This window comes from Nocardia halotolerans (genome assembly GCF_042650145.1).
GTDB classification, from domain to species: domain Bacteria; phylum Actinomycetota; class Actinomycetes; order Mycobacteriales; family Mycobacteriaceae; genus Nocardia; species Nocardia halotolerans.
In genome coordinates this window covers 56,344-79,477 of the sequence record NZ_JBHSDL010000001.1, presented here as the reverse complement: position 1 = coordinate 79,477, position 23,134 = coordinate 56,344, and the positions used below count along the sequence as shown (strand labels likewise).

The following is a 23,134-nucleotide window of genomic DNA, read 5'->3' as shown; positions in this document are numbered from 1 at the left end:
TCCATTAAGGAGTTGGTTGATGACCACCGATGCCACGGCTGCGCACCCGCACAACCCGTATCGCTCCCCTGCCCCCGCAGCCGTGCCCTCGCGCACCGTGCTCGAGGACGCCGGGGAACTGCTCCGGGCACTGGCCGCCCCGGTGCGGATCGCGATCGTGCTGCAATTGCGCGAGTCGCCGCGTTGCGTGCACGAGCTGGTCGACGCGCTGGGAGTCACCCAGCCACTCGTCAGCCAGCACCTGCGCATTCTCAAGTCGGCGGGCGTCGTACACGGCGAACGGTCGGGGCGCGAAGTGCTCTACGAACTCGTCGACGACCATCTGGCACATATCGTGGTCGATGCCGTCGCCCATGCCGAGGAAGGGTAATTCGTGGCAGACAATCCAGCCGGCAAGCAGGTCGGGATCCGCAGCACTCGTCAGCGCAGCGCGATCTCGGCCCTGCTCAGTGACACCGACGAGTTCCGTTCGGCCCAGGAGCTGCACGACGAACTCCGCAAACGCGGCGAGGGCATCGGCCTGACCACGGTCTACCGCACCCTGCAGTCGCTGTCGGACGCCGGCATGGTCGACGTCCTGCGCACCGACACCGGCGAATCCGTCTACCGCCAGTGCTCGAGCGGCCACCACCATCACCTGGTGTGCAGGCACTGCGGGCGCACCGTCGAGGTCGAGGGCCCGACGGTCGAGGCATGGGCCGAGGAGATCGCCGGTGAGCACGGGTTCACCCAGGTGAGCCACACCCTCGAAATCTTCGGCGCCTGCCGCGATTGCGTACGCGCCCGCGCCGAAAGCACCGCCGACGCGGGCGCCTCGGTGTGATCGGCTTCGAGCAGCCCGCTGAGGCGTAGTCACTTCACCGGCTGGTCGCTCCGGTTCCTCCGCGCTCGAGGGAAACGGACCGTCCGCCGGATGGGCGATCGTCGCCGAGATCTCTCACCGGCCTCAGCCCCGAAAAGTGCTCCCCACGAATCCTTTTCGTGGGGAGCACTTTTGGGTTGCGTGGTCAGGCGGGAACGGCTGCCGGTTCCCGGGTGAGGGCGCCTGCCCGGCGCGAGCGCAAGGCGGCGAAGGCGAGCAGGGCGATGGCGGCTGTGGACCAGGCGAGCAGGACCGTGAAGGGAGCCAAGGCCCCCGCGCCGTTGAAGTAGGCGACCGAGCGGAGCAGGGACGCGGCGGCACCGGGCGGGACGAGCTGACCGAGGGCGCCCCACGGCTGGGGCAACAGTTCCGGTGCCGAAGTGGCGGCCGAGAACGGGTTGCCGATCAGGAGCATGGTGAGGGCGCCGAGGGCGAGGCCGGGACGACCGAGCGCGGCGGCCAGGCCGACGATGGTGGCCGAAACAGTGAACGCGGCCAGGGCGGCGACGGCGGCGAGTTCGAGGAATGAGCCGGGCACGATCGAGAGCCAGGTGTGGAAGATCAGGGTGCTGAGCAGCCCGCCCACGATCCCGAAGGTGGCCAGGCCGGTGAGCCGGGCGCCTGGGCCCGGGATCAACAGGGTGAGCAGCACGCCCGCGGCGATGCCCGACATCACCAGTGGCAGCACCATCGAGCCGAAACCCGCGCCGCGTGGATCGTCGGGGTCGGTGGCGACCACGTCCTGCACCGGGGCGGCGGGGGCACCGGCGAGTTGCTGGGCCAGCGCGGTGAGTTGACCCGCCACCGCGGGCGAGGCGGCCGAGGCGACGAGGACTTGCGGCGCACCGGCGCCGGTGACGATCGCGCCGTAGACCTCGTTGTCGGTGAGCGCGGTGCGGGCCGCATCCGCGTCGGCGACCGTGGTGAAGGCGAATGCATCAGGACTGCGCTGCTGTAGTTGCTGGGTGACCTGCGTGGCCTGCGGGCCCGCGACGGCGATGGGCAGGTCACGCGGAGCGAGGTTGACGGCGGGCCAGGCGAAAGCGATCAGCAGCAGTGCTTGCAGCACGGTGGCCGCGAGTCCCAGAGCGACCGCTCGGCGGGTGATCGTCATGACATTCTCCCTCAAAGCGAATGTTCGTTCTTTTTGATGGTTCTACGGTCGCACCGGCCGACGAACTTGTCAAGAACGGATATTCGTTTTATTTTGAAGCATGCCCCGAGTCACCGAAGAACACCTGGAACGCCGCAGGCAGCAGATCATCGACGCCGCGCAGCTGTGCTTCGCCCGCAAGGGTTTCCACGAGACCTCCATGCAGGACGTGTTCGCCGAATCGGGCATGTCCGCCGGAGCCGTGTACCGGTACTTCACCAGCAAGAACGACATCATCGCGGCGATGGTCGCCCGCACGATGGGGCCGTTGCGGATCGGACTGACCGAGATCATCCGCCGCGATGTCGCCCCCACCCCGGCCGAAGTGGTGCACCTACTGACCAGCGAGGTGATCGCCCGCAGCGGACCCGAGGGACCGCTACGGCTGGCACCGCAGGTGTGGGCACTGGCCGTGGTGCAGCCCGACGCGGGCATCCCCGTGCGCGACGGCGTCCTGGCCATGCGGGATCTGTGGGTCGAGTACGGCGCGCGAATCCAGGCACTGGGCTGGCTGCCCGCCGACGCCGACCTCGAGGTCTTCGCCAAGACGATTCTCGGATTGCTCCCCGGTTTCATCCTCCAGCACCTACTGCTCGACGACGTCACCCCGGAGGACTTCGTTCGGGGCGTGGAGATGATGTGGCCGGTCACCCTCGACCGGCCACCGGCGTCATGAGTGTTGGAAAGATCACTGTTGAGAGCTGACGGGAACGGGTAGGTTCGGCTGCGGCACATCGATCCGACCAGGGAGTTCCTGTGGCAATACTCCGACGAAACCTTCGCTCGCGCGCCCTGGCGGGCCTGGCGACGGTCACCGTGGCCGCCGCACTTCCCGCGGCGATGACAGGCACGGCCCACGCCCGGATGATCGGCGCGTTCGACGTGGGCGGCGCCATCGAGGTCGAGTACGACCAGGTCGGCGGCGGCGTGCTCGGCGATCCCACCTCCCCTGAATCCGACGCCACCGCCGGCGGCAAATACCAGACCTTCGCCAACAACGCCGCGATCTACTGGCACCCCGACACCGACGCCAACACCGTCGCCGGACAGATCCGCGACAAGTTCGCCGCACTCGGCAACGAATCCGGCGCCCTCGGCTACCCGACCACCCGCGAGCAGACCACCCCTGCGGGCACCGGCCGCTACAACCACTTCCAGCACGGCTCGATCTACTGGTCCGTGGGCACCGGCGCCCATCAGATCAGCGGGCCGATCCGGGAAAAGTGGGGTGCGCTGGGCTGGGAGTCGAGCCCGCTGGGTTACCCGCTCACCGACGTGGCGCAGGCGGGCAAAGCCGACGGCCAGTTCACCATGTTCCCCACCGGCGCCATCTACTGGTCGTCGAAGACCGGCGCGCACGCGGTGTGGGGCAGCATCCACGCCGACTGGATCCGCGCGGGCGCCGAGAACGGCCGCTACGGCTACCCCACCAGCGATGAATACGACTACCAGGGCGGCAAGGCCCAGGACTTCCAGGGTGGCAAGATCACCTGGAACCCGAGCAGCTGACAGCTATGGCGCCGACCATCTGACAACTACGGCGCGAGCAATCCCTGGCGGGCCCGGCTCGCGCCCGACAGTGCCAGCAGCAGCATCGTGGTGAGGGCCTGATCGTCGAGGCCCTCGGCCGGGAACGTGTAGCGCAGGATCACATCACCCAGTTTGCCGCGCCCGATCAGGGTGACCGAGCCGAACTGGATCTCGTTGTTGCGTTCGGCGACCCGCTTGTGCAGCTGTGGCTTCAGCGGTCGATCCCAGGCCAGCACGCTGGTCAGCGACAGCACCGTCAGGCCGGGCGCGAGCGTGACGGCGCGGATCGAGCACAGCGCCCCGTCGTACTCGAAGCCCAGCGAGCCGTCGGCATCGACGCGCACGTCGAGGTCCTGCATCTGCAGACAGGCACCGGTGCGGGCCTGCAGATCGATTTCGGGCGTGACCGCCGCGTTCATGTCGGCTCCGTCGTTCGGTTCATCGCTCATTTGGTGCCGCCGAAGCGACGATCGCGCCTGGCGTATTCCAGGCACGCGTCCCACAGGTTACGCCGATCGAAGTCGGGGAAAAGCGTGTCCTGGTAAACGAATTCGGCGTAGGCAGCCTGCCAGATGAGGAAATTGGAGCTGCGGAACTCGCCGGAAGGGCGCAGGAACAGGTCGACATCGGGCATATCGGGTTCATCGAGGTACTTGGCGACAGTGGCCTCGTCGACCTTGTCCGGGTCGATCTCCCCCGCCGCGACCCGCCGGGCGATTTCACGTGCGGCATCGGCGATCTCGGCGCGGCCGCCGTAATTGACGCACATGGTCAGCGTCATCACGTCGTTGTCCTTGGTGAGCTCCTCGGCCACCTCGAGCTCTTTGATCACGCTGCGCCACAGGCGAGGCCGGCGACCGGCCCAGCGCACCCGCACCCCCATCTCGTGCATCTCGTCGCGGCGGCGGCGGATCACGTCGCGGTTGAAGCCCATCAGGAAGCGCACCTCGTCGGGGCTGCGCCGCCAGTTCTCGGTGGAGAAGGCATAGGCCGAGAGCCACTTCACCCCGATCTCGATGCAGCCTTCCACCGAGTCCATCAGCACGGCCTCGCCGCGTTCGTGGCCGGCGGTGCGTGGCAGTCCGCGCTCCTGCGCCCAGCGCCCGTTACCGTCCATCACCAGCGCGACATGATTGGGCACCAGCTCTGCCGGGATCTCGGGCGGACGGGCCCCGGAGGGGTGTTGCGACGGCGGGCGGACAGTGCGGGCCGACCTGTTCCCAGCGGCGGAGTCACGGCGGAGGATCACGGCAACCATCCTGCCTGATCGCCCCACGATGCCCGCACGGGCTCCACCGCCGAAGCCTGATCGCCCCCACGAGACCCACACGGGCTCCACCGCCGAAGCCTGATCGCCCCACGAGACCCACACGGGCTCCACCGCCGCCACCTGAACACCAGCCGCAGCGCATCAGAGGCTCCAGCGCCGCAAGCGTGACTCGCCGCCTTCCATACACGAGTACCGACCCCAGTCGGCCGCCGCGAGTACCGGTCGGTCGGTAACCTTCGGGTCGCTCGCCGCCACATCGAGGCGGCTGGCCCCCTCCGCAGGCGATCTGAGTCAGCCCGTGTGACCGGCCACCGCGACATCGGACTGACTACTCGACGACTCGACGCGGGTGCGTTCGATCAGCGGCAGCGTGCGCAGTTGGCGTTCCAGGTGCCACTGCAGGTGGGCGGCCACCAGACCGCTGGCCTGGCGGCGGATGTGGTCGGGGACGCCGCCGACGTAGGCCCACTCCCCCTTCAGCAGGGCCATGAGCAGTTCGAGCACACCGGTGGCCGGGGTGTTCGCCCCCGGTGGGCGGCAGTGCACACAGACCGCGCCACCGGCGGCCACGTGGAAGGCGCGGTGCGGGCCGGGGGTGGCGCAGCGGGCGCATTCGTCGAGCGCGGGTGCCCATCCGGCGAAACCCATGGCGCGCAGCAGGTAGGCGTCGAGGATCAGTTCGTGTGGGCGCTGCTTGGCGGCGATGGCGCGCAGCGCGCCGGCGGTGAGCGTGTGCAGTTTCGGGGCCGGTGCGCGTTCTTCGCCCGCCAGACGCTCGGCGGTTTCGAGGATCGCGCAGGCGGTGGTGTAGCGGCCGTAATCGTCGATGATGTCGGCGGCGAAAGCCTCGACCGTGGTGACCTGGGTGACGATGTCGAGTGTGCGTCCGGGATGCAGTTGCACGTCGATGTAGGCGAACGGCTCGAGCCGGGCACCGAACTTCGACTTGGTGCGCCGCACCCCCTTGGCCACCGCGCGCACCAGACCGTGTTGCCTGGTCAACAGCGTGACGATGCGATCGGCCTCGCCCAGCTTGTGCTGGCGGACCACCACCGCCTCGTCCCGATACAACCGCACGCGGCAAGTCTTGCACGTCGGCCCGACACCGCCGGCACGGACACGGTCGCCGGGCGGCGGTCGGCGGTCGGGATCCCGCACCGAATGTGGACGTGTGACCAGTATCGCGTTACCGTCGAGTAGTTCACCAGCAGAGACGGAGCTCACATGTCCGCGCCCGACCGTGCCGCACCGGATTCCACGGCCGACCTCGGCCTCACCGAACTGTCCGCGGCGATCGCCGCGGGCACGGTCTCCTCGGTCGCGGCCGTCACCGCCGCGCTCGACCGGATCGAGGCTACCCAGCCCACGCTCAACGCCTTCCGGGTCGTGCGCCGCGAAACCGCCCTGCGCGAGGCCGCCGACGCCGACGCGCGTCTGGCCGCGGGCACCCGGTTGCCGCTGCTGGGCGTACCGATCGCGGTCAAAGACGACACCGATGTCGCCGGCGAGATCACCGCCTTCGGATGTGGCGGCGAATTCGCGCCGAAAACCGACGACGCCGAAGCGGTGCGCCGATTGCGCGCGGCCGGTGCGGTGATCGTGGGCAAGGCCAACACCTGTGAGCTGGGCCAGCTGCCGTTCACCAGCGGCGCCGCGTTCGGCCACTCCCGCAATCCCTGGGACCGCACCCGCACTCCCGGTGGGTCCTCGGGCGGGTCGGCCGCCGCGGTGGCCGCCGGACTGGTGCCGGCCGCACTGGGCTCCGACGGCGCGGGATCGGTGCGGATTCCCGCGGCGTGGACCCATCTGGTGGGGATCAAACCGCAGCGTGGCCGCATCTCCACCTGGCCGTTGGCCGAGGCGTTCCACGGGCTCACCGTCAACGGGCCGCTCGCGCGCACCGTGCGCGACGCCGCACTGCTACTCGATGTGGCCGCCGGGCCGCACAGCGGCGACCGGCACACCCCCGCACCCATCGACGCCCGCGCGGCGCTCGGGCGCGATCCGGGCAAGCTGCGAATCGCACTGTCGCTGCGCATTCCGTTCACCGCGTCGAAGACCGCGCTCGACCCCCGGATCGCGGCGGCGGTACACGCGATGGCCGCCACCCTGCGCACGCTCGGCCACACGGTCACCGTGGCCGACCTGCACTACGGAGTGCTGATCGGCGCGTCGTTCCTGCCGCGTTCGCTGGCCGGGATCAGCGCCGTGCACCGCGGCATGCCCGGTGCGGTCGTCGACCCGCGCACCACGGCCAACGCGCGCGCCGGGCGACTGCTGGGCGGCCCGGTGCTGGCCGCTGCGCGGCGCGCGGAGCCGTTGCTGCAGAAGAGGATCGGCGCCTTCTTCGACGACTACGACCTGGTACTGGCACCGACCACCGCCACGCTGCCGCCACCGGCCGAACAGATCGACGGCATCGGTGTCCGCGCCACCAACAGCCTGATCACCGCCGCCTGCCCCTACACCTGGCCGTGGAACGTGCTGGGCTGGCCGAGCGTGAACGTCCCGGCCGGTTTCACCGACGACGGGCTGCCGATCGGCGCGCAACTGATGGGCACCGCGAACACCGAACCGCTGCTGATCTCGGTGGCCGCCCAGCTCGAGTCGGAGCTGCGCTGGGATCTGCGCCGCCCACGACCGTGGTGGTGAACCCGCTCACCGGTTCGGTTCGCGCCAGCCTTCCAGCTCGCTCTTGGTACCCGCCGGACACCCGTCCTGACCGGACCGGCGCGGATACATCACCAGGCAGCGCTGTGGACCGCCCCCGCCGACGGCCGTGGTGACGAGCACCGCGATCGACGATCCGTCGGCGACCCGCTGGGTGGAGAACCCGAGCGTGCCGGTGACACCGCGATAGTCGTTCTCCCGCAACTGCACCGCGATCGCGGTCCGGTTCGGCGGCTGATCGCCGAGCACGCCGCGACTGCTGCGCACCGCCTGCAGGAACAGGCCGCTCACGTCGAAGGCCAGGCCGGTGCGATCCCCCGCCCAGGTCGGCTGGTAGTCGTCGAGGCCGGGGTAGGTGCGCAGGTCTTCGATCAGGCGGGCCAGCTCCGCGCACAACTGTTCGTGTTCGAAGGGCACCGGCTGGTCGCCGAGCCGGCCGACACCGCGCACGCAATCGGCGCCGCCGAGCATCACCGGGGCGGCCTTGGCGACGTAGCGCACGGTCAGGTTGGCCGGCAGTGCTGCGGTGGCCTTCGGGTCGGTGATCAGCCGGGTCACCGCGTCGTTGCCCAGGATCGCCGGACCGTCGCCGCTGAGGCAGCCGCGGCTCACGGCTTTGGCGAAGGTCGGGAAGTCGTCGTTGCGGCCGGCGAAGAACAGCAGGGTGGAGCGGTCGAAGTCCGCGGTCTCACACGGTGCGGGGAAACGGTAGAGCTGCTGTTGTTCGCGCCAGCTCGCACTCTGCTGGGGTACACCGCGGGCGGCGAGCTCAGCCTGCAGGTCGCTGACCAGGGTGGTCACGTACAGGTCGTCGGCGGCTTCGGGATGATAGATCCGCACCTTTTCGTAGCGGGGTGTGCCGTCGAGGTTGCGCGCGCCCTGGACGTAGTCGCCGATCAGCCGTGCCTGCACCGTATTGCTCGGCGCCGCTTGGAAATACAGCGGTGAGGCCTGGTCGAGACCGTCGGCCGACAACGTGGTCGCGACCGCGGGCACCCCCAGCTCGCCGAGACGGGTGATGGCCCGGCGGGTTTCCTCGGTGCTGCGGTCGATCCCGATCACGCCCAGCACGCTGGGGTCATCGGCGATCAGCGGTCGCAACCGATGCTCGACCACCGAACGCGCGTGCCGCATATCGGTTCCGCCGTTGGCGACGATGACGCGCAGCAGGGGTTCGGACTCGTCGGAGGCCAGCAGGGCCCGGCGCTGCTGCACGGCCAGCCCCGCCAGCTCCTCGACCTGAGCGTGCGGGTAGCGCACGTTGGTGTCGAGGTAACTGAGTCCGGCGAAATACACCAGTGAGACCAGCGGCCGCTTCGGGTTGTTCTCGCGCGCGTGCCCGGCAGCTTTGTTGAGGCGGAACACTTCTCGCTGAATCGCGGTGAGTTCGGGGTCGTCGGTGAAGGTCTGCGCCACGTTGTCGCTGTAGCCCACGCATTCGCCGTCGACCATGCCGACGCCCACCCCGGCGGTCCACGGCCACTGCGCGCACGGCGCCCCACGCAGGGGCGGGAAGTAGATCAGGGCGGCGCCGACGGCCAGCGCGATCGGGATCAGCACACACAAGCCGACGAACCAGCTGCGCGCGGCCATCGGCGGGGCGGGCGGCAGGGCCTGGCCGCGGAACCGCGGGTCACCGATCTGCGGTGGCGTGTCGTTGGGCAGGAAGGCCCGCAGCGGCAGGAACCACGCGTCGGTCTGGCGATGGGTGCGGCGGTTGTCGATCTCGCGCAACCAGATCTGCAACGGGTCCGGCGGTTGCGCGCTCGGCTGATCGGCCAGGCCCTCGAGGCAGCGCAGGGTTCGCAGATCACTGATGTGGGACAGTTCGCCCACCTCGCGGTGCGGACCTTCGTCGCGGAAGGCCACCACCACCAGCGGATCGAAAAGGCCGGTCTCGTTACGGATCTCGTTGATCCAGGTGAGAATGCGCGCACCGTCGCCGCCCTCGGCCAGGCCACCGAGCAGCGCCACCGGATAGGCGGTGCGCCGCCAGCTCGACGGGCGCCAGATCCGGCGGCGATAGGCGTCGCGCAGGTCTTCCAGGAAGGCGTGCACCAGCAGTTTGGCGACCTGCTCCTCGTTCTCGTCCACCCGGTGCGACGCGGTCAGGCGCGCCGCGAAACCCAGGAAACTGCCCGACAATTCGGGTGCGAGGTAACGCTGGTGCAGAAACCAGCGCGACACTTTCGACATGCCCGGAATGCGCCCGGACACCCACAGCCACAATCGCAGCACCGGCCACAGTGCGAGCACACCGAAGACCACCCGCGAAATGGTGTCGCCGGCAACGCCTTCGGCGGCATCGGAGCGGCTGGCCGGTGAACCACTGCGCAACAGGGTGGGCAGCCGGCGGCGCAGTTCGTCGGGCGCCTCGGACTCATCGCTGGTGACGCGTTGCCTGGTGAGCCAGTCGGCGGTGCGGTAGCGCGGGAACTTGATCGCACCCATCGCCGTGTCGTCGGTGGCGAAACCGGCCACCAGGTGCTGGATGATGGGCAGGCAGTGACCGGGGATCTCCTGGTCGTCGGCGTGCGGTCCGGCGTTGAACGCGTTGACATCCGGGGTGAGCGCGGTCGGCGGCAGATCCGGGGCGTGCAGATCGATCTTGGCGCGTGGGGTGGCCCGCCTGCCGCCGGATTCACCGAGCCAGCTGTAGAGGTCGGTGACCAGGGCGGTGTGGCCGCCCACGCCGACCAACTCGACGATCGGCCGTGGCAGGGTCCGCCTGCCGTGCACCAAGGTGCGCCACACGCCCGGGCGGGTATCGGGAATCTCCAAGGCCCGCAGCAACTCCAACAGCTTGCCGACATCATTGGTATCGGGCACTTGCACGGCCTCCCCGGACGATCCACGAGCACGCCGAGAACTCCGGCGCGTTCGCCGAACGATACCCCGACCGGCCGCCCGTCAACCGGTCAAAAGCCCAGCTTCCCCAGCTGTTTCGGATCGCGCTGCCAGTCCTTGGCCACCTTCACGTGCAGATTCAGGTAGATCCGGGTACCGAGAATGTGCTCGATCTGCTTGCGGGCATTGGTGCCCACCTCCTTGAGGCGCGACCCGTTCTTGCCGATGATGATCGCCTTCTGGCTCGGCCGCTCCACATAGAGCAGGGCGTGCACCTCGAGCATGTCCTCGTTGGCCTCGTAGGGCTCGATCTCCTCGATCACCACGGCCAGTGAGTGCGGCAGTTCATCGCGCACACCCTCGAGCGCGGCCTCGCGGATCAGCTCGGCCATGAGGGTTTCCTCCGGCTCGTCGGTGATCTCGCCGTCGGGGTAGAACGCCGGGCCCGCGGGCATCTGCGCGGCGATCACGTCGACGAGCACCTCGACCTGTTCACCCTTGACCGCCGACACCGGCACCACCTCGGCGTCGGGACCGAGCAGCTTCGACAACGCCATCAGCTGGTGGGCGATCGCGTCACGGCCCACCTTGTCGATCTTGGTGACCACGCCGAGGATCTTGGTCTTGGGCGCCATCAGCTTGATCTGCTCGACGATCCAGCGGTCACCGGGGCCGATCTTCTCGTCGGCCGGGATGCACAGCGCGATCAGGTCGACCTCGGAATAGGTGTCACGCACGAGGTCGTTGAGCCGCTGACCCAGCAGGGTGCGCGGGCGGTGCAGACCGGGGGTGTCGACCAGGATCAGCTGGGCGTCGTCGCGGTGCACGATGCCGCGGATGGTGTGGCGGGTGGTCTGCGGGCGCGACGAGGTGATCGCGATCTTGGTCCCGACCAGCGCGTTGGTGAGCGTCGACTTGCCGGTGTTCGGGCGGCCGACGAAACAGACGAACCCGGAACGGAACTCCTTACCCGAATCAGCCACCGTGCACCTCGCTCAGCACGGCGCCGGTGCGGTCGGTGCGGATGATCGCCGCCGCGGGCGAGACCTCACGAACGGCGTCGACACCCGCGTCCGGCGCGTCACCACCGACGACCACGGCCGCCTCGAAGCCCTCGGCACCGCTCGAGATGGCGGCGGCCACGGCGGCCTGCAACGCGGTCAGGCGCAGCGCGGTCAGGGTCACCTCGCCGGCGGCGTAGGTGCGGCCGTCGGTGTCGCGCACCGCGGCGCCGCTCGCACCACCGGTGCGGCCCAGCGCGCCACGCGCCAGCACCAGCAGTTTGTTGTCCTCGGCGTCCAGTTCACTCATCGGTGTCTCCATTGTTCTCGGACCTGCCCACGCGCACCTGATCGGTGTCGTCGGCCGCCTCGTCGGTCGTGCCCTTACCGGGCTTGTCTGTGTTGTCGGCTTGCTCGGCCGCGCGGCGCACCAGCACGGTGTTGACCCGCATGCGGCCGCGGGCATCGGCGCCACCCTCGCCGCGCAGCACCAGCCCGTACACGGTCACCTTGGAGCCGGGCAGCGGGACGCGGCCCAGCTCGTGGGCCAGCAGACCACCGACGGTGTCGACGTCGTCGTCGGTGAGCTCGAGGCCGTAGAGCTCGCCCAGGTCTTCCACCGACAACCGCGCCGAGACCCGGTAGCGGCCCTCGCCCAGGTCCTCCACCGGCGGCGTCTCGTCGGTGTCGTATTCGTCGGCGATCTCCCCGACGATCTCCTCGAGCACATCTTCGATGGTGACCAGCCCGGCGATGCCGCCGTACTCGTCGACGAGCAGGGCCATGTGATTGCGGCGGCGTTGCATCTCGTCGAGCAGCGCGTCCAGCGGCTTGGAATCGGGGATGAAGATCGCCGGGCGCATCACATCGCGCACCGACACCCGGCGGCTGCGATCGGCATAGGGCACGAGGTCTTTGAGGTACACCACGCCGCGCACGTCGTCGACGTTCTCGCCGATCACCGGAATCCGGGAGTGCCCCGACCGCACCGCCAGCGACATCGCCTGGGCGGCGGTCTTGTCGTTCTCGATCCACACCATCTCGGTGCGCGGGACCATCACCGCGCGGGCCGCGGTGTCACCGAGCTCGAACACCGACTGGATCATCCGGCGTTCGTCGTCGGCCACCACCCCGCGCTCGCGGGCCATGTCGACCACCTCACGCAGTTCGATCTCGGAGGCGAACGGACCGTTGCGGAAACCCTTACCGGGAGTGATGGCATTGCCCAGCAGGATCAGCAACCTGCTCACCGGGCTCAGCACCGCGCCGATGATCTGCATCGGCACCGCGGCGGCCAGCGCGATCGAATACGCGTGCTGGCGGCCCAGCGTGCGCGGGCCGACCCCGATCACCACGTAGGAGACCACCACCATCAGGGCTGCGGTGACCAGCAGCGCCGTGCCCGCCGACCACAGTTCGAGGGCCGCCGCGGCCAGCAGCACGGTGGCGCTGATCTCGCACAGAATGCGCAACAGCACCATCAGGTTCACATACCGCGGACGGTCGTCGACGATCGTGCGCAGCCGCGCGGCACCGGAACGATCCTCGCGGACCATGTCGTCGAGCCGCGCGCGCGAGACCGTGTTCAGCGCCGAATCGACACCGGCGAACACCCCGCCGAGGCCGATCAACCCGATCGTCAGCAGGATCTGGATCAACGAACTCACGCGGGGCCCAGCGCGTCACCCGGCGCGGTGAATCCTGCCTTACCCAGGAGGCGGGCGTCGCGTTCGGCCAGCTCGGCACGGCGCTGCTCCTCGCGCAGGCTCACATACCACTCCTCGAGCAGCTGGGCCTGCAACGCGAACATCTCCTTCTCCTCCTCCGGCTCGGCATGGTCGTAGCCGAGCAGGTGGAGCACGCCGTGCACGGTGAGCAGCGCCAGCTCGTGATCGAGCGAATGACCGGCCTTCTGCGACTGGCCCATCGCGAACTCCGGGCACAGCACGATGTCACCGAGCATCGACGGGCCGGGTTCGGGGCTGTCGGGGCGCCCGCCCGGCTCGAGTTCGTCCATGGGGAACGACATCACATCGGTGGGGCCGGGCAGGTCCATCCAGCGCACATGCAGATCGGCCATGGTGTCGAGATCGACGAGCACCATCGACAGTTCGGCGGCCGGATGCACGTCCATCCGGCCGATCACGAAACGTGCGACGCTGACCAGGTCTTCTTCGGGAATGTCCATACCCGATTCGTTGGCGATCTCGATACTCACCTGTTCAGGGTACGGTGCCCCCCACCAGCGGTGTTCACGGCCCGCCGGGGCCGTGAACACACGCGCTGGGTCGCCGAATTCACCGCCGGTCGCCGCCGCGACCCGCCGCTCGGCGCTGGGCCCGATTACCCGGGTAGTGCGGGCCGGGGACCGCGCGGGTGTCGGACTCGAAGCGGTCGTAGGCGTCGACGATGTCGGAGACCAACCGGTGGCGCACCACATCGGAGCTGGTGAGTTCCGAGAAGTGGATGTCGTCGATATCGGTGAGGATCTCCGCGGCCGCCCGCAGCCCCGAGCGCTGCCCGTTGGGCAGGTCGACCTGCGAGATGTCACCGGTGACCACCATCTTCGAACCGAAGCCCAGACGGGTGAGGAACATCTTCATCTGCTCGGCGGTGGTGTTCTGCGCCTCGTCGAGGATGATGAACGAATCGTTGAGACTGCGTCCGCGCATGTACGCCAGCGGCGCGACCTCGATCACCCCGGAAGCCAGCAGCTTCGGGATGGCTTCGGGATCCATCATGTCGTGCAGCGCGTCGTAGAGCGGCCGCAGATACGGGTCGATCTTGTCGTTGAGCGTGCCGGGCAGGAAGCCCAGCCGCTCACCGGCTTCGACCGCGGGCCTGGTCAGGATGATGCGGGTCACCTGCTTGGTCTGCAGGGCCTGCACCGCCTTGGCCATCGCCAGGTAGGTCTTGCCGGTACCGGCCGGGCCGATGCCGAACACGATGGTGTTGGCATCGATCGCGTCGACATAACGCTTCTGGTTCAGTGTCTTGGGCCGGATGGTCTTGCCGCGCCGCGACAGGATGTCCAGACTCAGCACCTCGGCCGGCGACTCGGACACACCCGAGTCGGTGAGCATCGACACGGTGTGCCGGACCGCTTCCGGTGTGATCACCCGATTGCGGCCGGTCAGCGCCACGAGCTGCTCGATGACCCGCTCGGCCAGCGCCACATCGCCGGCCTTGCCGGTGATGGTGACCGTGCTACCGCGCACATGGATGTCCGCGGACAGCAGCGTCTCGAGCTGACGCAAGTTCTGATCGGCCGAGCCGAGGAAGGGAAAAACGGAGTCCGGGGCGAGTTCGATGCTCGAACGCACGGTTCGCGCCGCGGGGGTGGCGCCGCTACCGTCGGTGCCGACGCCGGTTACTGGGATGGTGGGATCGCCGATCTCGCCTGTTTTCTTCAAAAGTGGCTATAGCCTGCTTCCGGTCTCGACCTGGTGTTCGATGATTCCAGTTTACCGCCGCACACCGACACCGCACAGCGGTTAAAAACACGCTCGTGGTACAAGCCACTACGGGCTCACCAACGCGAGGTCAACGCCCCCAGCGCGCCGAGCGCGACCGCGGCCGCGGTGGAGGTGCGCAGCACCGTCGGGCCGAGCAGCACGATCTCGGCGCCCGCGGCCGCCAGGGCGGCCAGTTCGGTGTCGTCCAGGCCGCCTTCCGGGCCGACGATCAGCACCACTTCACCGGCCTGCGCCAGGGGTAGTTCGGTGAACTTGCCCGCACCGGACTCGTGCAGCGCTGCCACGACCGCACCGTCGGCCTTCGCTTTGCGCACGAGTTCGACCAGATCGCTGGTGCGGCACAGATCGGCCACCTCGGGAATGTAGGCACGCCGGGACTGCCGGGCCGCCGACTTGGCCGCGGCCCGCCACTTCTCGATACCTTTGGCCGCCTTGGCTGCCCAGTTCGCGACACATCGCTGGGCCTGCCACGGCACGATCAGATCCGCGCCCGCCTCGGTCATCAGTTCGACCGCCAGTTCCGAACGGTCCGACTTCGGCAGGGCTTGTACGACCGTCACCCGCGGGGTGGGCGGCGCGGCGATGCGCCGTTCGCGCACCGCGAGTTCGAGTCGATCCTTCTGGGCCGCGACGACCTCGGAATCGGCGAGCACACCGTGCCCGTCGGACAGGGTGATCGGCTCGCCGACCCTGATCCGCCGCACGGTCGCCGCGTGGCGGCCCTCCGGACCGTCCAGTACCGCGACCGCACCCGGCTCGGGCACCTCGTCGAGGTAGAAGACCGTCGCGGCCATCGCGGGTCAGCGTCCGCTGAAGGAGGCGCGCAGCCGGGCGAACAGGCCGCTGTTGTGCTCGGACTGCGACGACATCACCTCGGCGCGATCCTTGTCACGCATGACCTTGAACTTGCGCAGCAGGTCGGTCTGCTTACCGTCGAGCTTGGTCGGCACGACGATGTCGAGGTGGGCGAGCAGATCACCACGCGCGCCGGAGCGCAGCCTGGGCATGCCGTGTCCGCGCAGCTGGATGACCTCGCCGGGCTGTGTTCCCGCGGCGATGGTGAGCTCGGTGGGACCGTCGAGGATGGTGTCGACGACCACGGTCGTGCCCAGGATCGCGTCGACCATCGGCACCCGCACGGTGCAGTGCAGGTCGTCGCCGTCCCGGACGAACGTGTCGTGCGGTTGCTCGACGACCTCGACGTAGAGGTCACCGGCATGGCCGCCACCGGGGCCGACCTCACCCTGGGCAGCCAGGCGCACCCGCATACCGCTGGCGACACCGGCCGGAATCGGCGCGGCGATCTCACGACGCGCGCGCACCCGACCGTCGCCACCACACTTGTGGCAGGGATCGGGGATGGTCTCGCCCGCGCCGCGGCAGGTCGGGCAGGGGCGCGAGGTGAGCACCTGACCGAGGAACGAACGCTGCACCGACTGCACCTCGCCCGCACCGTCACAGGTCTCGCAGCGCACCGGCTTGGAGTTGCCGTTGGTGCCCGCGCCGTGACAGATGTCGCAGAGGATGGCGGTGTCGACGGTGAGGTGCTTGGTGACCCCCACCGCGCATTCGGCCAGGCTCAGTCGTGTGCGGATCAGCGAGTCGGCGCCCGGCTGCACCCGGCCGCGCGGCTTGCGCGCACCGCCGGCCTGGCCGCCCATTCCGCCGAAGAACGCCTCGAAGACGTCGCCGAGGCCACCGAAACCCGCGCCGCTGAATCCCGCGCCACCGCCGCCACCGCCGTTTTCGAGCGGGTCGCCACCGAGGTCGACGATCCGGCGCTTCTCCGGATCGGTCAGCACCTCGTAGGCGGTGGAGACTTCCTTGAACTTGGCCTGTGCGGCCTCGTCCGGGTTCACGTCGGGGTGCAGTTCGCGAGCCAGCTTGCGGTAGGCGCGCTTGAGCTCCTGATCACTGGCGTTCTTGCCGACGCCGAGCAGTCCGTAGTAATCCCGTGCCACTTGAGTTCTCTAGTCCTTGGTCGCTGTGGTCCAGCCGAGCGCCGGGCGCATCCTTTAGTCGAATCCACTCAACTTTACCGGCCGAAGTACCGACCCTAACAGTCCGGGTCGGGCCGATCCCGAGTCGGCCGTCACCTTTCGGCCAGTACCTCGCCGATGTAGCGGGCCACGGTCGCCACCGACGCCATGGTGCCCGGGTAGTCCATCCGGGTCGGTCCGAGCACACCCATGCCACCCAGTACCGCGCCCGCCGCACCGTAGCCGGTCGACACCACCGAGGTGCCGCGCATCTGCTCGACCTGCGTTTCCTCGCCGATCTGCACCATCACCTGACCCGGCTGCTGGGCGGCGGCGAGCAGCTTGAGCACGATCACCTGTTCCTCGAGCGCTTCGAGCACGGTGCGCAGTGAACCGGGGAAACCGAAGTCGGCGACATTGCGGGTGAGGTTGGCGGTACCGCCGAGGACGAGGCGTTCCTCGGGATGCTCCACCAGGGTTTCGACCAGCACGGTCGACACCCGGACCAGCACGTCCCGGATCTTGGCGGGCGCGCGCTCGGGCAGCCCGGCCACCGAAGCGCTGGCCACCGACAACAGTTTGCCGTCCATCGCCCCGCCGAGCAGTGCGCGCACCGCGGCCAGATCATCTTCGGAGATCACCTCGCCGAGGTCGACGATGCGCTGGTCGACGCGCCCGGTGTCGGTGATCACCACCAGCAGCAGGCGTGCGGGGTTGAGCGCGACGACCTCGATGTGGCGCACGATCGATGCCGAGACCGTGGGATATTGCACGACCGCGACCTGGCGGGTGAGCTGGGCCAGCAGGCGCACACCGCGGCGCAGCACGTCGTCGAGGTCCACGCCGGATTCGAGGAATTCCATGATCGCGCGCCGTTCGGCGCCGGAGAGCGGTTTCACCTCGGCGATCCGGTCGACGAACTCGCGGTAGCCCTTGTCGGTGGGGACACGGCCCGAACTGGTGTGTGGCTGGGCGATGTAGCCCTCGGCTTCCAGCACGGCCATGTCGTTGCGGACCGTCGCGCTGGAGACGCCCAGGTTGTGCCGTTCCACCAGCGACTTCGAGCCGATCGGTTCCTTGGTGGCGACGTAGTCCGCGACGATTGCTCGCAGGACCTCGAATCGCCGATCTTCGGTGCTCGAAGCCATCGACCCCACCTCCTCGCTCGTGCCGGGTACTTCATCGTCCCGCGTGCTTTCGCACAGACTCCCACGCGGGCGCTCGGAGCGTCTTGTTGTCCAGTCTAATTGTCCTGTCCCGGCTCGCCCCGTCCACACGGGTTCACGACCGGGCTCGGTGTGCAGCGAAAGTTCTCCACAGCCCCGAGTTGTCCACAGGGCGCTGTTCGGGTCTTGTCCGACTTTTTCCGCGGCCGTACGTTCGGCTCTGAGCAAGGGATTCACCAGCATTTTCCGGGTGTCTTCGGCGGGCGGGAAGGGATAGACCATGCGGCAGAACGGGATCGGCGAGACAGGGCGCGGTGCGGGTGGTGCGGTATTCGTCAGCCCAGCCGAATTCGTCGGCATCGACCGGGCATGTACGGAGTTCCTCGACGTCATCGACCGGGTGCGGACGCTGTCGGCGCAGATCGGCGATCAGGCGCACTGGGGTCTGGGCGAAGGCGATGCCCGGTTGATATCGGGTCCAGCGCTGGTGGCGCGATTGCGGGCGACGGCGAGCGGGCACGAGAACAGCATCGGTGTGGCGATGGACGCCCACGAACGGATCGTCGCGGATCTTCGACGGGCCCATCGGATCGTGCGGGATCGGATGACGGCCGCCGATGCCGAGTGGGCCGGTCGGTTCCGTGACTCCGCCGCGGGAGCGCATGATCGGCTCGCGTCATGGTCGCAGTGAGCGCGGACGCGGGGGTCGACGTACCGGGTGGCGGTGAGAACACCCGATCGTGGCGGCACCGGGAGATCGCCGCGGCCTTCGCTCCGCTCGATGTCACCGTGGCATTCGGGCAGGCGGACGATTTCGAGCGGCTCGCCCGGTACTGGGAAACCGGGTTGCGGGCGTTCGACCGGGCGATCGGGGAAACCCTGGCCGAGGCTTGGTCAGGTGTCGGCGCGAGCGCGGCGGCAGCGGCGATCAGTACCTATCTCACGCAGGCGCGTGAGCTGGCGGTCGTGCTCGACGAGCTGCCGGGCATCGTCCGAGCCGCCGCCGAGGCGATCGTTTCGGCGAAGTACGCGATCCCGCAGATGAGCGAGGTCTCGGGCGGGCCGGTGTGGTCGGCTGACGAGATGTCCACGCACAGTGCGATATCTGCTGCGCAGGAGGACGCGCAGGTGGCGATGCACCAGCGGTATGTGGTGCCGTTCGGCGCGCTGTACGGACAGATCCCTGTGATACCGATACCGAGTCCCTTTTTCGGACCCGATTCGGACAGCACTGATCACCGGCATCTCACCGAAACGGCCGGAGTGGAAGGGACGGCCGGGATGGCTCACGGTTGGCCTTTGTCGGCCGCAGTCGCAGAGATGGTCGAGGTACCGAGTCCGGCGCAGACAGCTTTTGATCGGGTATCGGGTGATGGCACTGCCCTGGTGGCGAGCGAGGTGCCTGTCGCCGGCGCGGAAAGGGGCGAACAGTCAGGTTTCGGCGCCGGCGCAGGCGAAAAAGGTCGCGACCCCGACCTGGACGAGCGGATGGGTTCGGAGATGGACGCCGCAGACGACTCGTCATCTCGCCTGGGGGCTGACGAAGAGCGGGACGCTGCAAACCCGAATGGCTCGGCGAGCGAGGCCCGGTCAGTGGCTGGAGATTCCGTGTCCGCACCAGAAGAACTCGGCGTCGATACGAGCCGGCCAGGCACAAACGGGCCGGACACCAGCGACCCGACCGAACCCAGCCCGACTGAACCCAGCCCGACCGAGCCGAGCCCAAACGAACCCGGCACGACCGAGCTGAACGGCAGCGAGACCGACTCGGCCGGACCTGAGCCGACCGGGCCGAGCACCAGCGAACATGGCATGACCGGCCCGCTGGCGGAGAAGCAGGTTGTGGCGACTGGCGAGGCGGTCCGGTCAGCGGCTGATGGCGTGGCGGTGACGAATCCGGCGTTCAGCGCTCTGTCGAATTCCGGGCCGCTCACTCCGCCGCTCAGCGGTGCGGCAATGCCGCCGTCCGTAGTAATGCCAGCCGTCGAACCGGCTGTCGCTCCGTCGATCGGTGACGATGGGCGGCGTCACGCCGGGGCCCCCGAACCCTCGGCGATCGGTGCGGGCCGACCGACCTCACCGGGCTCACACCCCGAGCCGTTCGTACGTCCCGGGCCACGGGAGCCGGCTGTCGGTGCGAGCGTCCCCGGTACGGCGAATCCGATGGCCACCAGTGTGGCTACGGCGAGTCAACCGGTGCGCCCGAATGATCGGCACTTCCCGTGCGCTATGGGGCCGGCCGCGCCCCGTTCCGCCGATGCGGACAGCGAGCACGAACTCCCGGCCTACTTGATCACCCGGGAGAACACGGACGCGCTGCTGGGCCGACCGCTACCGGCGATCACGGGTGGTGCGATCGGTGGCGACAGGCCCGGCGAGCAGCACGTACCGGCGACTCGGTGCTGACGTGATGTCAGCGAGTCGGCGAGCCGGGCGACGGCCACCCGAAACGGGCGGCCGGGACCGGGTCAGAGCCGGGGTGCGGCGCCGACGCGAGCCGGCGAGTGGGGGGCACCCACTTCTTTGCCCGCGAGTGCGTCCAGACCCAGCATCGCCAGCAGCGATACGCAGTCGTCTGCGTCGTTGGAATGCGACGCGACCGTCCGTGCGGCTACCGCGCACTGACGGGCGGTCTCCGCCTTCTCGGCAGAGCGCGCTTCAGCGAACTCGCTCTGCTCGTGGACGAGGGTGATGTGCCGTTCGGTGGACATATAGCTCCCTAGGATCGACCCGAAGCTTACGCCCCCAATCGTTATCTTCGGCCGCGAACCCACCGGGAATTCGCTCCACATACCCCGGTGCGCCGCCCCCTCCTGCCAATGTGCATCAGGCCACAACAAGCCTGTGACCGGGCGATCTCCGGGCCGGACGTGAGCCCGCCCACCACGCGGAAAATCAGGTCACGAGCCGGCATCACGAACGGCGCGTTGCAGCCGCAGCTGACCGATCTCAGCGACGTTCTTCAGCAGTTCGGCGTTCACCGAGCCGGACAGGTGCGCGTCCGTCAACCGGCTTCCGCCGACCATGGACAGGCGGAGACCGCGTCGAGGTCGGCGTCGTCGAGACCGCCCAGCAGAACGAGCCACTCCTGCCGCAACCTGGGCAGCAGCTCGATGGTGCGAGTCGGCGGCCGAGGGCGGTCAGGCCAGGAGGTCGCGGACGATGCCGTCGGCCAGCAGGCGACCGCGGTCGGTGAGGACGAGGTGGTCGCCGGTGATGTGGGCCAGGCCGTCGGCGAGGACGCGGTCTAGCGCGGGGCGGGCCGAGGGGGCCAGGTCGGCGACGGGCAGGCCGGTGCGCAGTCGCACGGTGAGCATGAGGCGTTCGGTGTAGCGCTCGTCGTCGGTGAGGGCTTCCCAGCCGGCGGCGGGCAGGCCACCGAGGGCGACGCGGTCGGCGTAGCGGGCCGGGTGCTTCACATTCCACCAGCGAACGCCGCCGACATGGCTGTGCGCACCGGGTCCGGCGCCGAGCCAGTCGCCGCCGTCCCAGTAGCCGAGATTGTGGCGGCAGCGCGCGGAATCGTCGGCGGCCCAATTGGACACCTCGTACCAGGTGAGACCGGCGGCGGCGAGGCGGGCATCGATGCGTTCGTAGCGGGCGGCGAGGACATCGTCGTCGGGTGCGGGCAGTTCACCACGGCGGACCTTGCGCGCCAGCGCGGTGCCGTCTTCGACGATCAGGGAGTAGGCGGACACATGATCCACACCGGCGGCCAGCACCGCGTCCAGGCTCGCGTCGAGATCAGCATCGGTCTCACCGGGTGTGCCGTAGATGAGGTCGAGGTTGACGTGCTCGAAGCCCGCAGCGCGCGCTTCTTTCGCGGCGGCGACCGCGCGCCCCGGCGTGTGCGTGCGGTCGAGCACCTTCAACACGTGCTGCGCGGCCGACTGCATGCCGAGCGAAATCCTGGTGTAGCCCGCCGCGCGCAGCCGCTCGAAGAACTCCGGCGACGTCGATTCCGGGTTGGATTCGGTGGTCACTTCGGCATCGGTGGTGAGAGTGAAGTTCGCCCGCACCGCGTCGAGCACGGCCGCCAATCCGTCGCCGCCGAGCAACGACGGGGTGCCACCGCCGACGAAGATCGTCGAGACCTCGGGCGTCGAGCTGGGCAACGCGCCGAACTCGGTCGCCGCGGTCGCGAGCTCGCCACGCAGGGCTTCCAGCCACGACTGCGGCGACGCGGAGGTGCCCAGCTCCCCCGCGGTATAGGTGTTGAAGTCGCAGTACCCGCACCGGGTGGCACAGAACGGCACGTGCACGTACACCCCGAACGCGCCGCCCCCGAAGTCACGCAGCACCGGCCGATCGGCGTCGGCCGGTGTCAGGCGGAAAGCCCCGGGAGCTGCGCTGGTAGTCACCCCACCAGTCTGCCGGGCCCGGGTGCGTCGCTCCGCACGGCCCCTGCACCGGCCGACGCCGGCGCCCGAGCAGCGCGGCGGGTCCGGTCAGTCCCCGACCACCGGGGTGTTCTGGTTGGCGGTCAGCACCCAGACGCCGTCTTCCTTGGTCATCACGTACATGGGCGTGCCCTGCCCCGAGAGCTCGCCGTCCAGGGTGAAGTAGCTCTGCCGGATCTTCACGGCGGCGACGTCGGGCCGCAGGAACAGCACGTGTTCGATCTCGTAGGTCGCCTTGCCGTGTGTGGTGGCGCCGGGCAACACCTGGGCGGTGAATTCGGCGATGGCGGGGCGCCCGTACAGGCGCTTGCCGTGGCCGGTGGTCCACACCGCGTCTTCCCGGAAGACGCCGATGAACTCGTCGATCAACTCGTTGTCCTGCGCATGGGCGATGGTCGCCACAACGGCGCGGATGGCGGTGATTTCGCTGTCGATCTCGGTGGGTGTCCGGCCTGTCACGGTCACGTCGTTGCTCATGCGGCCACTGTGCGCGCTCCACCGCACTTCAGGTCAATGTGCCGGAGCTCACAATCCGATCGCGATAAGAATAATGAGCCACTTCCGCGAGCGCGATTATGACACCCGTCACAGAACGCGACGGCCGTCCAGGGGATTTCCCGCAAAAGTGCGGGAAATATCTCTTTGCGGTCGGAACGCCTGCCCTGACATGGCACAATAGCCACATGCACGCAACCGGAGTACGACTCGTGGCCCGTCGCCACGTCGACTTCCAGCGTGTCTGCAGCGCCTGCTGTCGACCCGGGTTCCACCGGTAGCGCA

At 68.9% G+C, this 23,134-nt stretch carries 23 protein-coding genes; 7 read left to right on the top strand and 16 right to left on the bottom strand.

All coding sequences use genetic code 11. The features are described from left to right. The first annotated feature begins 19 nt into the window (after positions 1-19). Positions 20-370, top strand: coding sequence for an ArsR/SmtB family transcription factor (locus tag ACFO5K_RS00355; protein WP_378555058.1), 351 nt, complete (start codon positions 20-22; stop codon positions 368-370). A 3-nt stretch (positions 371-373) separates the two neighbouring features. Further along, positions 374-823: a Fur family transcriptional regulator gene (locus ACFO5K_RS00350; protein ID WP_378555057.1), complete on the top strand. Its 450-nt coding sequence runs from the start codon at positions 374-376 to the stop codon at positions 821-823. Between the two features lie 184 nt (positions 824-1,007). Here ACFO5K_RS00350 and ACFO5K_RS00345 read toward each other — a convergent pair whose 3' ends face one another. Next, positions 1,008-1,976: a hypothetical protein gene (locus ACFO5K_RS00345; protein ID WP_378555056.1), complete on the bottom strand. Its 969-nt coding sequence runs from the start codon at positions 1,974-1,976 to the stop codon at positions 1,008-1,010. A 100-nt stretch (positions 1,977-2,076) separates the two neighbouring features. Between ACFO5K_RS00345 and ACFO5K_RS00340 the strand changes: the two genes are divergently transcribed. Continuing rightward, positions 2,077-2,691, top strand: a complete 615-nt coding sequence (locus tag ACFO5K_RS00340) for a TetR/AcrR family transcriptional regulator (RefSeq protein ID WP_378555055.1) — start codon at positions 2,077-2,079, stop codon at positions 2,689-2,691. 80 nt (positions 2,692-2,771) lie between these two features. After that, positions 2,772-3,524, top strand: a complete 753-nt coding sequence (locus ACFO5K_RS00335) for an LGFP repeat-containing protein (RefSeq protein WP_378555054.1) — start codon at positions 2,772-2,774, stop codon at positions 3,522-3,524. A gap of 26 nt (positions 3,525-3,550) precedes the next feature. Here the strand turns inward: ACFO5K_RS00335 and ACFO5K_RS00330 are convergent, their stop codons facing one another. From ACFO5K_RS00330 to recO, 3 genes are all read right to left on the bottom strand, one after another. After that, on the bottom strand, positions 3,551-3,904 hold the full coding sequence (locus ACFO5K_RS00330) for a YbjN domain-containing protein (RefSeq protein WP_378555176.1): 354 nt from the start codon (positions 3,902-3,904) through the stop codon (positions 3,551-3,553). Between the two features lie 86 nt (positions 3,905-3,990). Continuing rightward, positions 3,991-4,803 (bottom strand): isoprenyl transferase, encoded by an 813-nt coding sequence (locus ACFO5K_RS00325; protein ID WP_378555175.1) that lies wholly within the window; start codon positions 4,801-4,803, stop codon positions 3,991-3,993. Between the two features lie 303 nt (positions 4,804-5,106). Then, positions 5,107-5,892: a DNA repair protein RecO gene (gene recO, locus ACFO5K_RS00320; protein ID WP_378555053.1), complete on the bottom strand. Its 786-nt coding sequence runs from the start codon at positions 5,890-5,892 to the stop codon at positions 5,107-5,109. A gap of 147 nt (positions 5,893-6,039) precedes the next feature. On the opposite strand from recO, the gene ACFO5K_RS00315 reads away from it, so the two are divergent. After that, a complete protein-coding gene (locus ACFO5K_RS00315; protein WP_378555052.1) occupies positions 6,040-7,467 on the top strand; it encodes an amidase in 1,428 nt (475 codons plus the stop codon). Positions 7,468-7,473: 6 nt separating this feature from the next. Here ACFO5K_RS00315 and ACFO5K_RS00310 read toward each other — a convergent pair whose 3' ends face one another. From ACFO5K_RS00310 to hrcA, 9 genes are all read right to left on the bottom strand, one after another. Next, positions 7,474-10,314, bottom strand: coding sequence for a hypothetical protein (locus ACFO5K_RS00310; RefSeq protein WP_378555051.1), 2,841 nt, complete (start codon positions 10,312-10,314; stop codon positions 7,474-7,476). An 89-nt stretch (positions 10,315-10,403) separates the two neighbouring features. Continuing rightward, complete coding sequence (gene era / locus ACFO5K_RS00305; protein WP_378555050.1) at positions 10,404-11,315, bottom strand: GTPase Era; 912 nt, start codon at positions 11,313-11,315, stop codon at positions 10,404-10,406. Then, on the bottom strand, positions 11,308-11,643 hold the full coding sequence (locus ACFO5K_RS00300; protein ID WP_378555049.1) for a cytidine deaminase: 336 nt from the start codon (positions 11,641-11,643) through the stop codon (positions 11,308-11,310). The genes era and ACFO5K_RS00300 overlap by 8 nt, the downstream gene beginning before the upstream one ends. Continuing rightward, positions 11,636-13,000 carry a hemolysin family protein gene (locus tag ACFO5K_RS00295; protein ID WP_378555048.1) on the bottom strand — a complete coding sequence of 455 codons (1,365 nt, stop codon included), beginning with the start codon at positions 12,998-13,000 and terminating at the stop codon, positions 11,636-11,638. The genes ACFO5K_RS00300 and ACFO5K_RS00295 overlap by 8 nt, the downstream gene beginning before the upstream one ends. Next, the gene (ybeY, locus tag ACFO5K_RS00290) at positions 12,997-13,551 is read right to left on the bottom strand and encodes an rRNA maturation RNase YbeY (protein WP_378555047.1); all 555 of its coding nucleotides are present in this window, start codon (positions 13,549-13,551) and stop codon (positions 12,997-12,999) included. The genes ACFO5K_RS00295 and ybeY overlap by 4 nt, the downstream gene beginning before the upstream one ends. Before the next feature lie 79 nt (positions 13,552-13,630). Further along, a complete protein-coding gene (locus tag ACFO5K_RS00285; protein WP_378555174.1) occupies positions 13,631-14,713 on the bottom strand; it encodes a PhoH family protein in 1,083 nt (360 codons plus the stop codon). Between the two features lie 149 nt (positions 14,714-14,862). After that, positions 14,863-15,603 (bottom strand): 16S rRNA (uracil(1498)-N(3))-methyltransferase, encoded by a 741-nt coding sequence (locus tag ACFO5K_RS00280; protein ID WP_378555046.1) that lies wholly within the window; start codon positions 15,601-15,603, stop codon positions 14,863-14,865. A gap of 6 nt (positions 15,604-15,609) precedes the next feature. After that, entirely contained in the window at positions 15,610-16,770 is a 1,161-nt protein-coding gene (gene dnaJ, locus ACFO5K_RS00275) for a molecular chaperone DnaJ (RefSeq protein WP_378555045.1), read from the bottom strand. 131 nt (positions 16,771-16,901) lie between these two features. Then, entirely contained in the window at positions 16,902-17,936 is a 1,035-nt protein-coding gene (hrcA, locus tag ACFO5K_RS00270; RefSeq protein WP_378555044.1) for a heat-inducible transcriptional repressor HrcA, read from the bottom strand. Between the two features lie 298 nt (positions 17,937-18,234). On the opposite strand from hrcA, the gene ACFO5K_RS00265 reads away from it, so the two are divergent. Both ACFO5K_RS00265 and ACFO5K_RS00260 read left to right on the top strand, forming a co-directional pair. Continuing rightward, positions 18,235-18,645 (top strand): hypothetical protein, encoded by a 411-nt coding sequence (locus ACFO5K_RS00265; RefSeq protein WP_378555043.1) that lies wholly within the window; start codon positions 18,235-18,237, stop codon positions 18,643-18,645. Then, positions 18,633-20,360 (top strand): hypothetical protein, encoded by a 1,728-nt coding sequence (locus ACFO5K_RS00260; protein ID WP_378555042.1) that lies wholly within the window; start codon positions 18,633-18,635, stop codon positions 20,358-20,360. Before ACFO5K_RS00265 ends, ACFO5K_RS00260 begins: the two co-directional genes overlap by 13 nt. A 62-nt stretch (positions 20,361-20,422) precedes the next feature. On the opposite strand, the gene ACFO5K_RS00255 is transcribed toward ACFO5K_RS00260, so the two are convergent. From ACFO5K_RS00255 to ACFO5K_RS00245, 3 genes are all read right to left on the bottom strand, one after another. Then, positions 20,423-20,665 (bottom strand): hypothetical protein, encoded by a 243-nt coding sequence (locus ACFO5K_RS00255; protein WP_378555041.1) that lies wholly within the window; start codon positions 20,663-20,665, stop codon positions 20,423-20,425. Between the two features lie 429 nt (positions 20,666-21,094). Beyond that, positions 21,095-22,282, bottom strand: a complete 1,188-nt coding sequence (gene hemW / locus ACFO5K_RS00250; protein WP_378555173.1) for a radical SAM family heme chaperone HemW — start codon at positions 22,280-22,282, stop codon at positions 21,095-21,097. 120 nt (positions 22,283-22,402) lie between these two features. After that, positions 22,403-22,831, bottom strand: a complete 429-nt coding sequence (locus tag ACFO5K_RS00245; protein ID WP_378555040.1) for an SgcJ/EcaC family oxidoreductase — start codon at positions 22,829-22,831, stop codon at positions 22,403-22,405. Between the last annotated feature and the right edge of the window lie 303 nt (positions 22,832-23,134).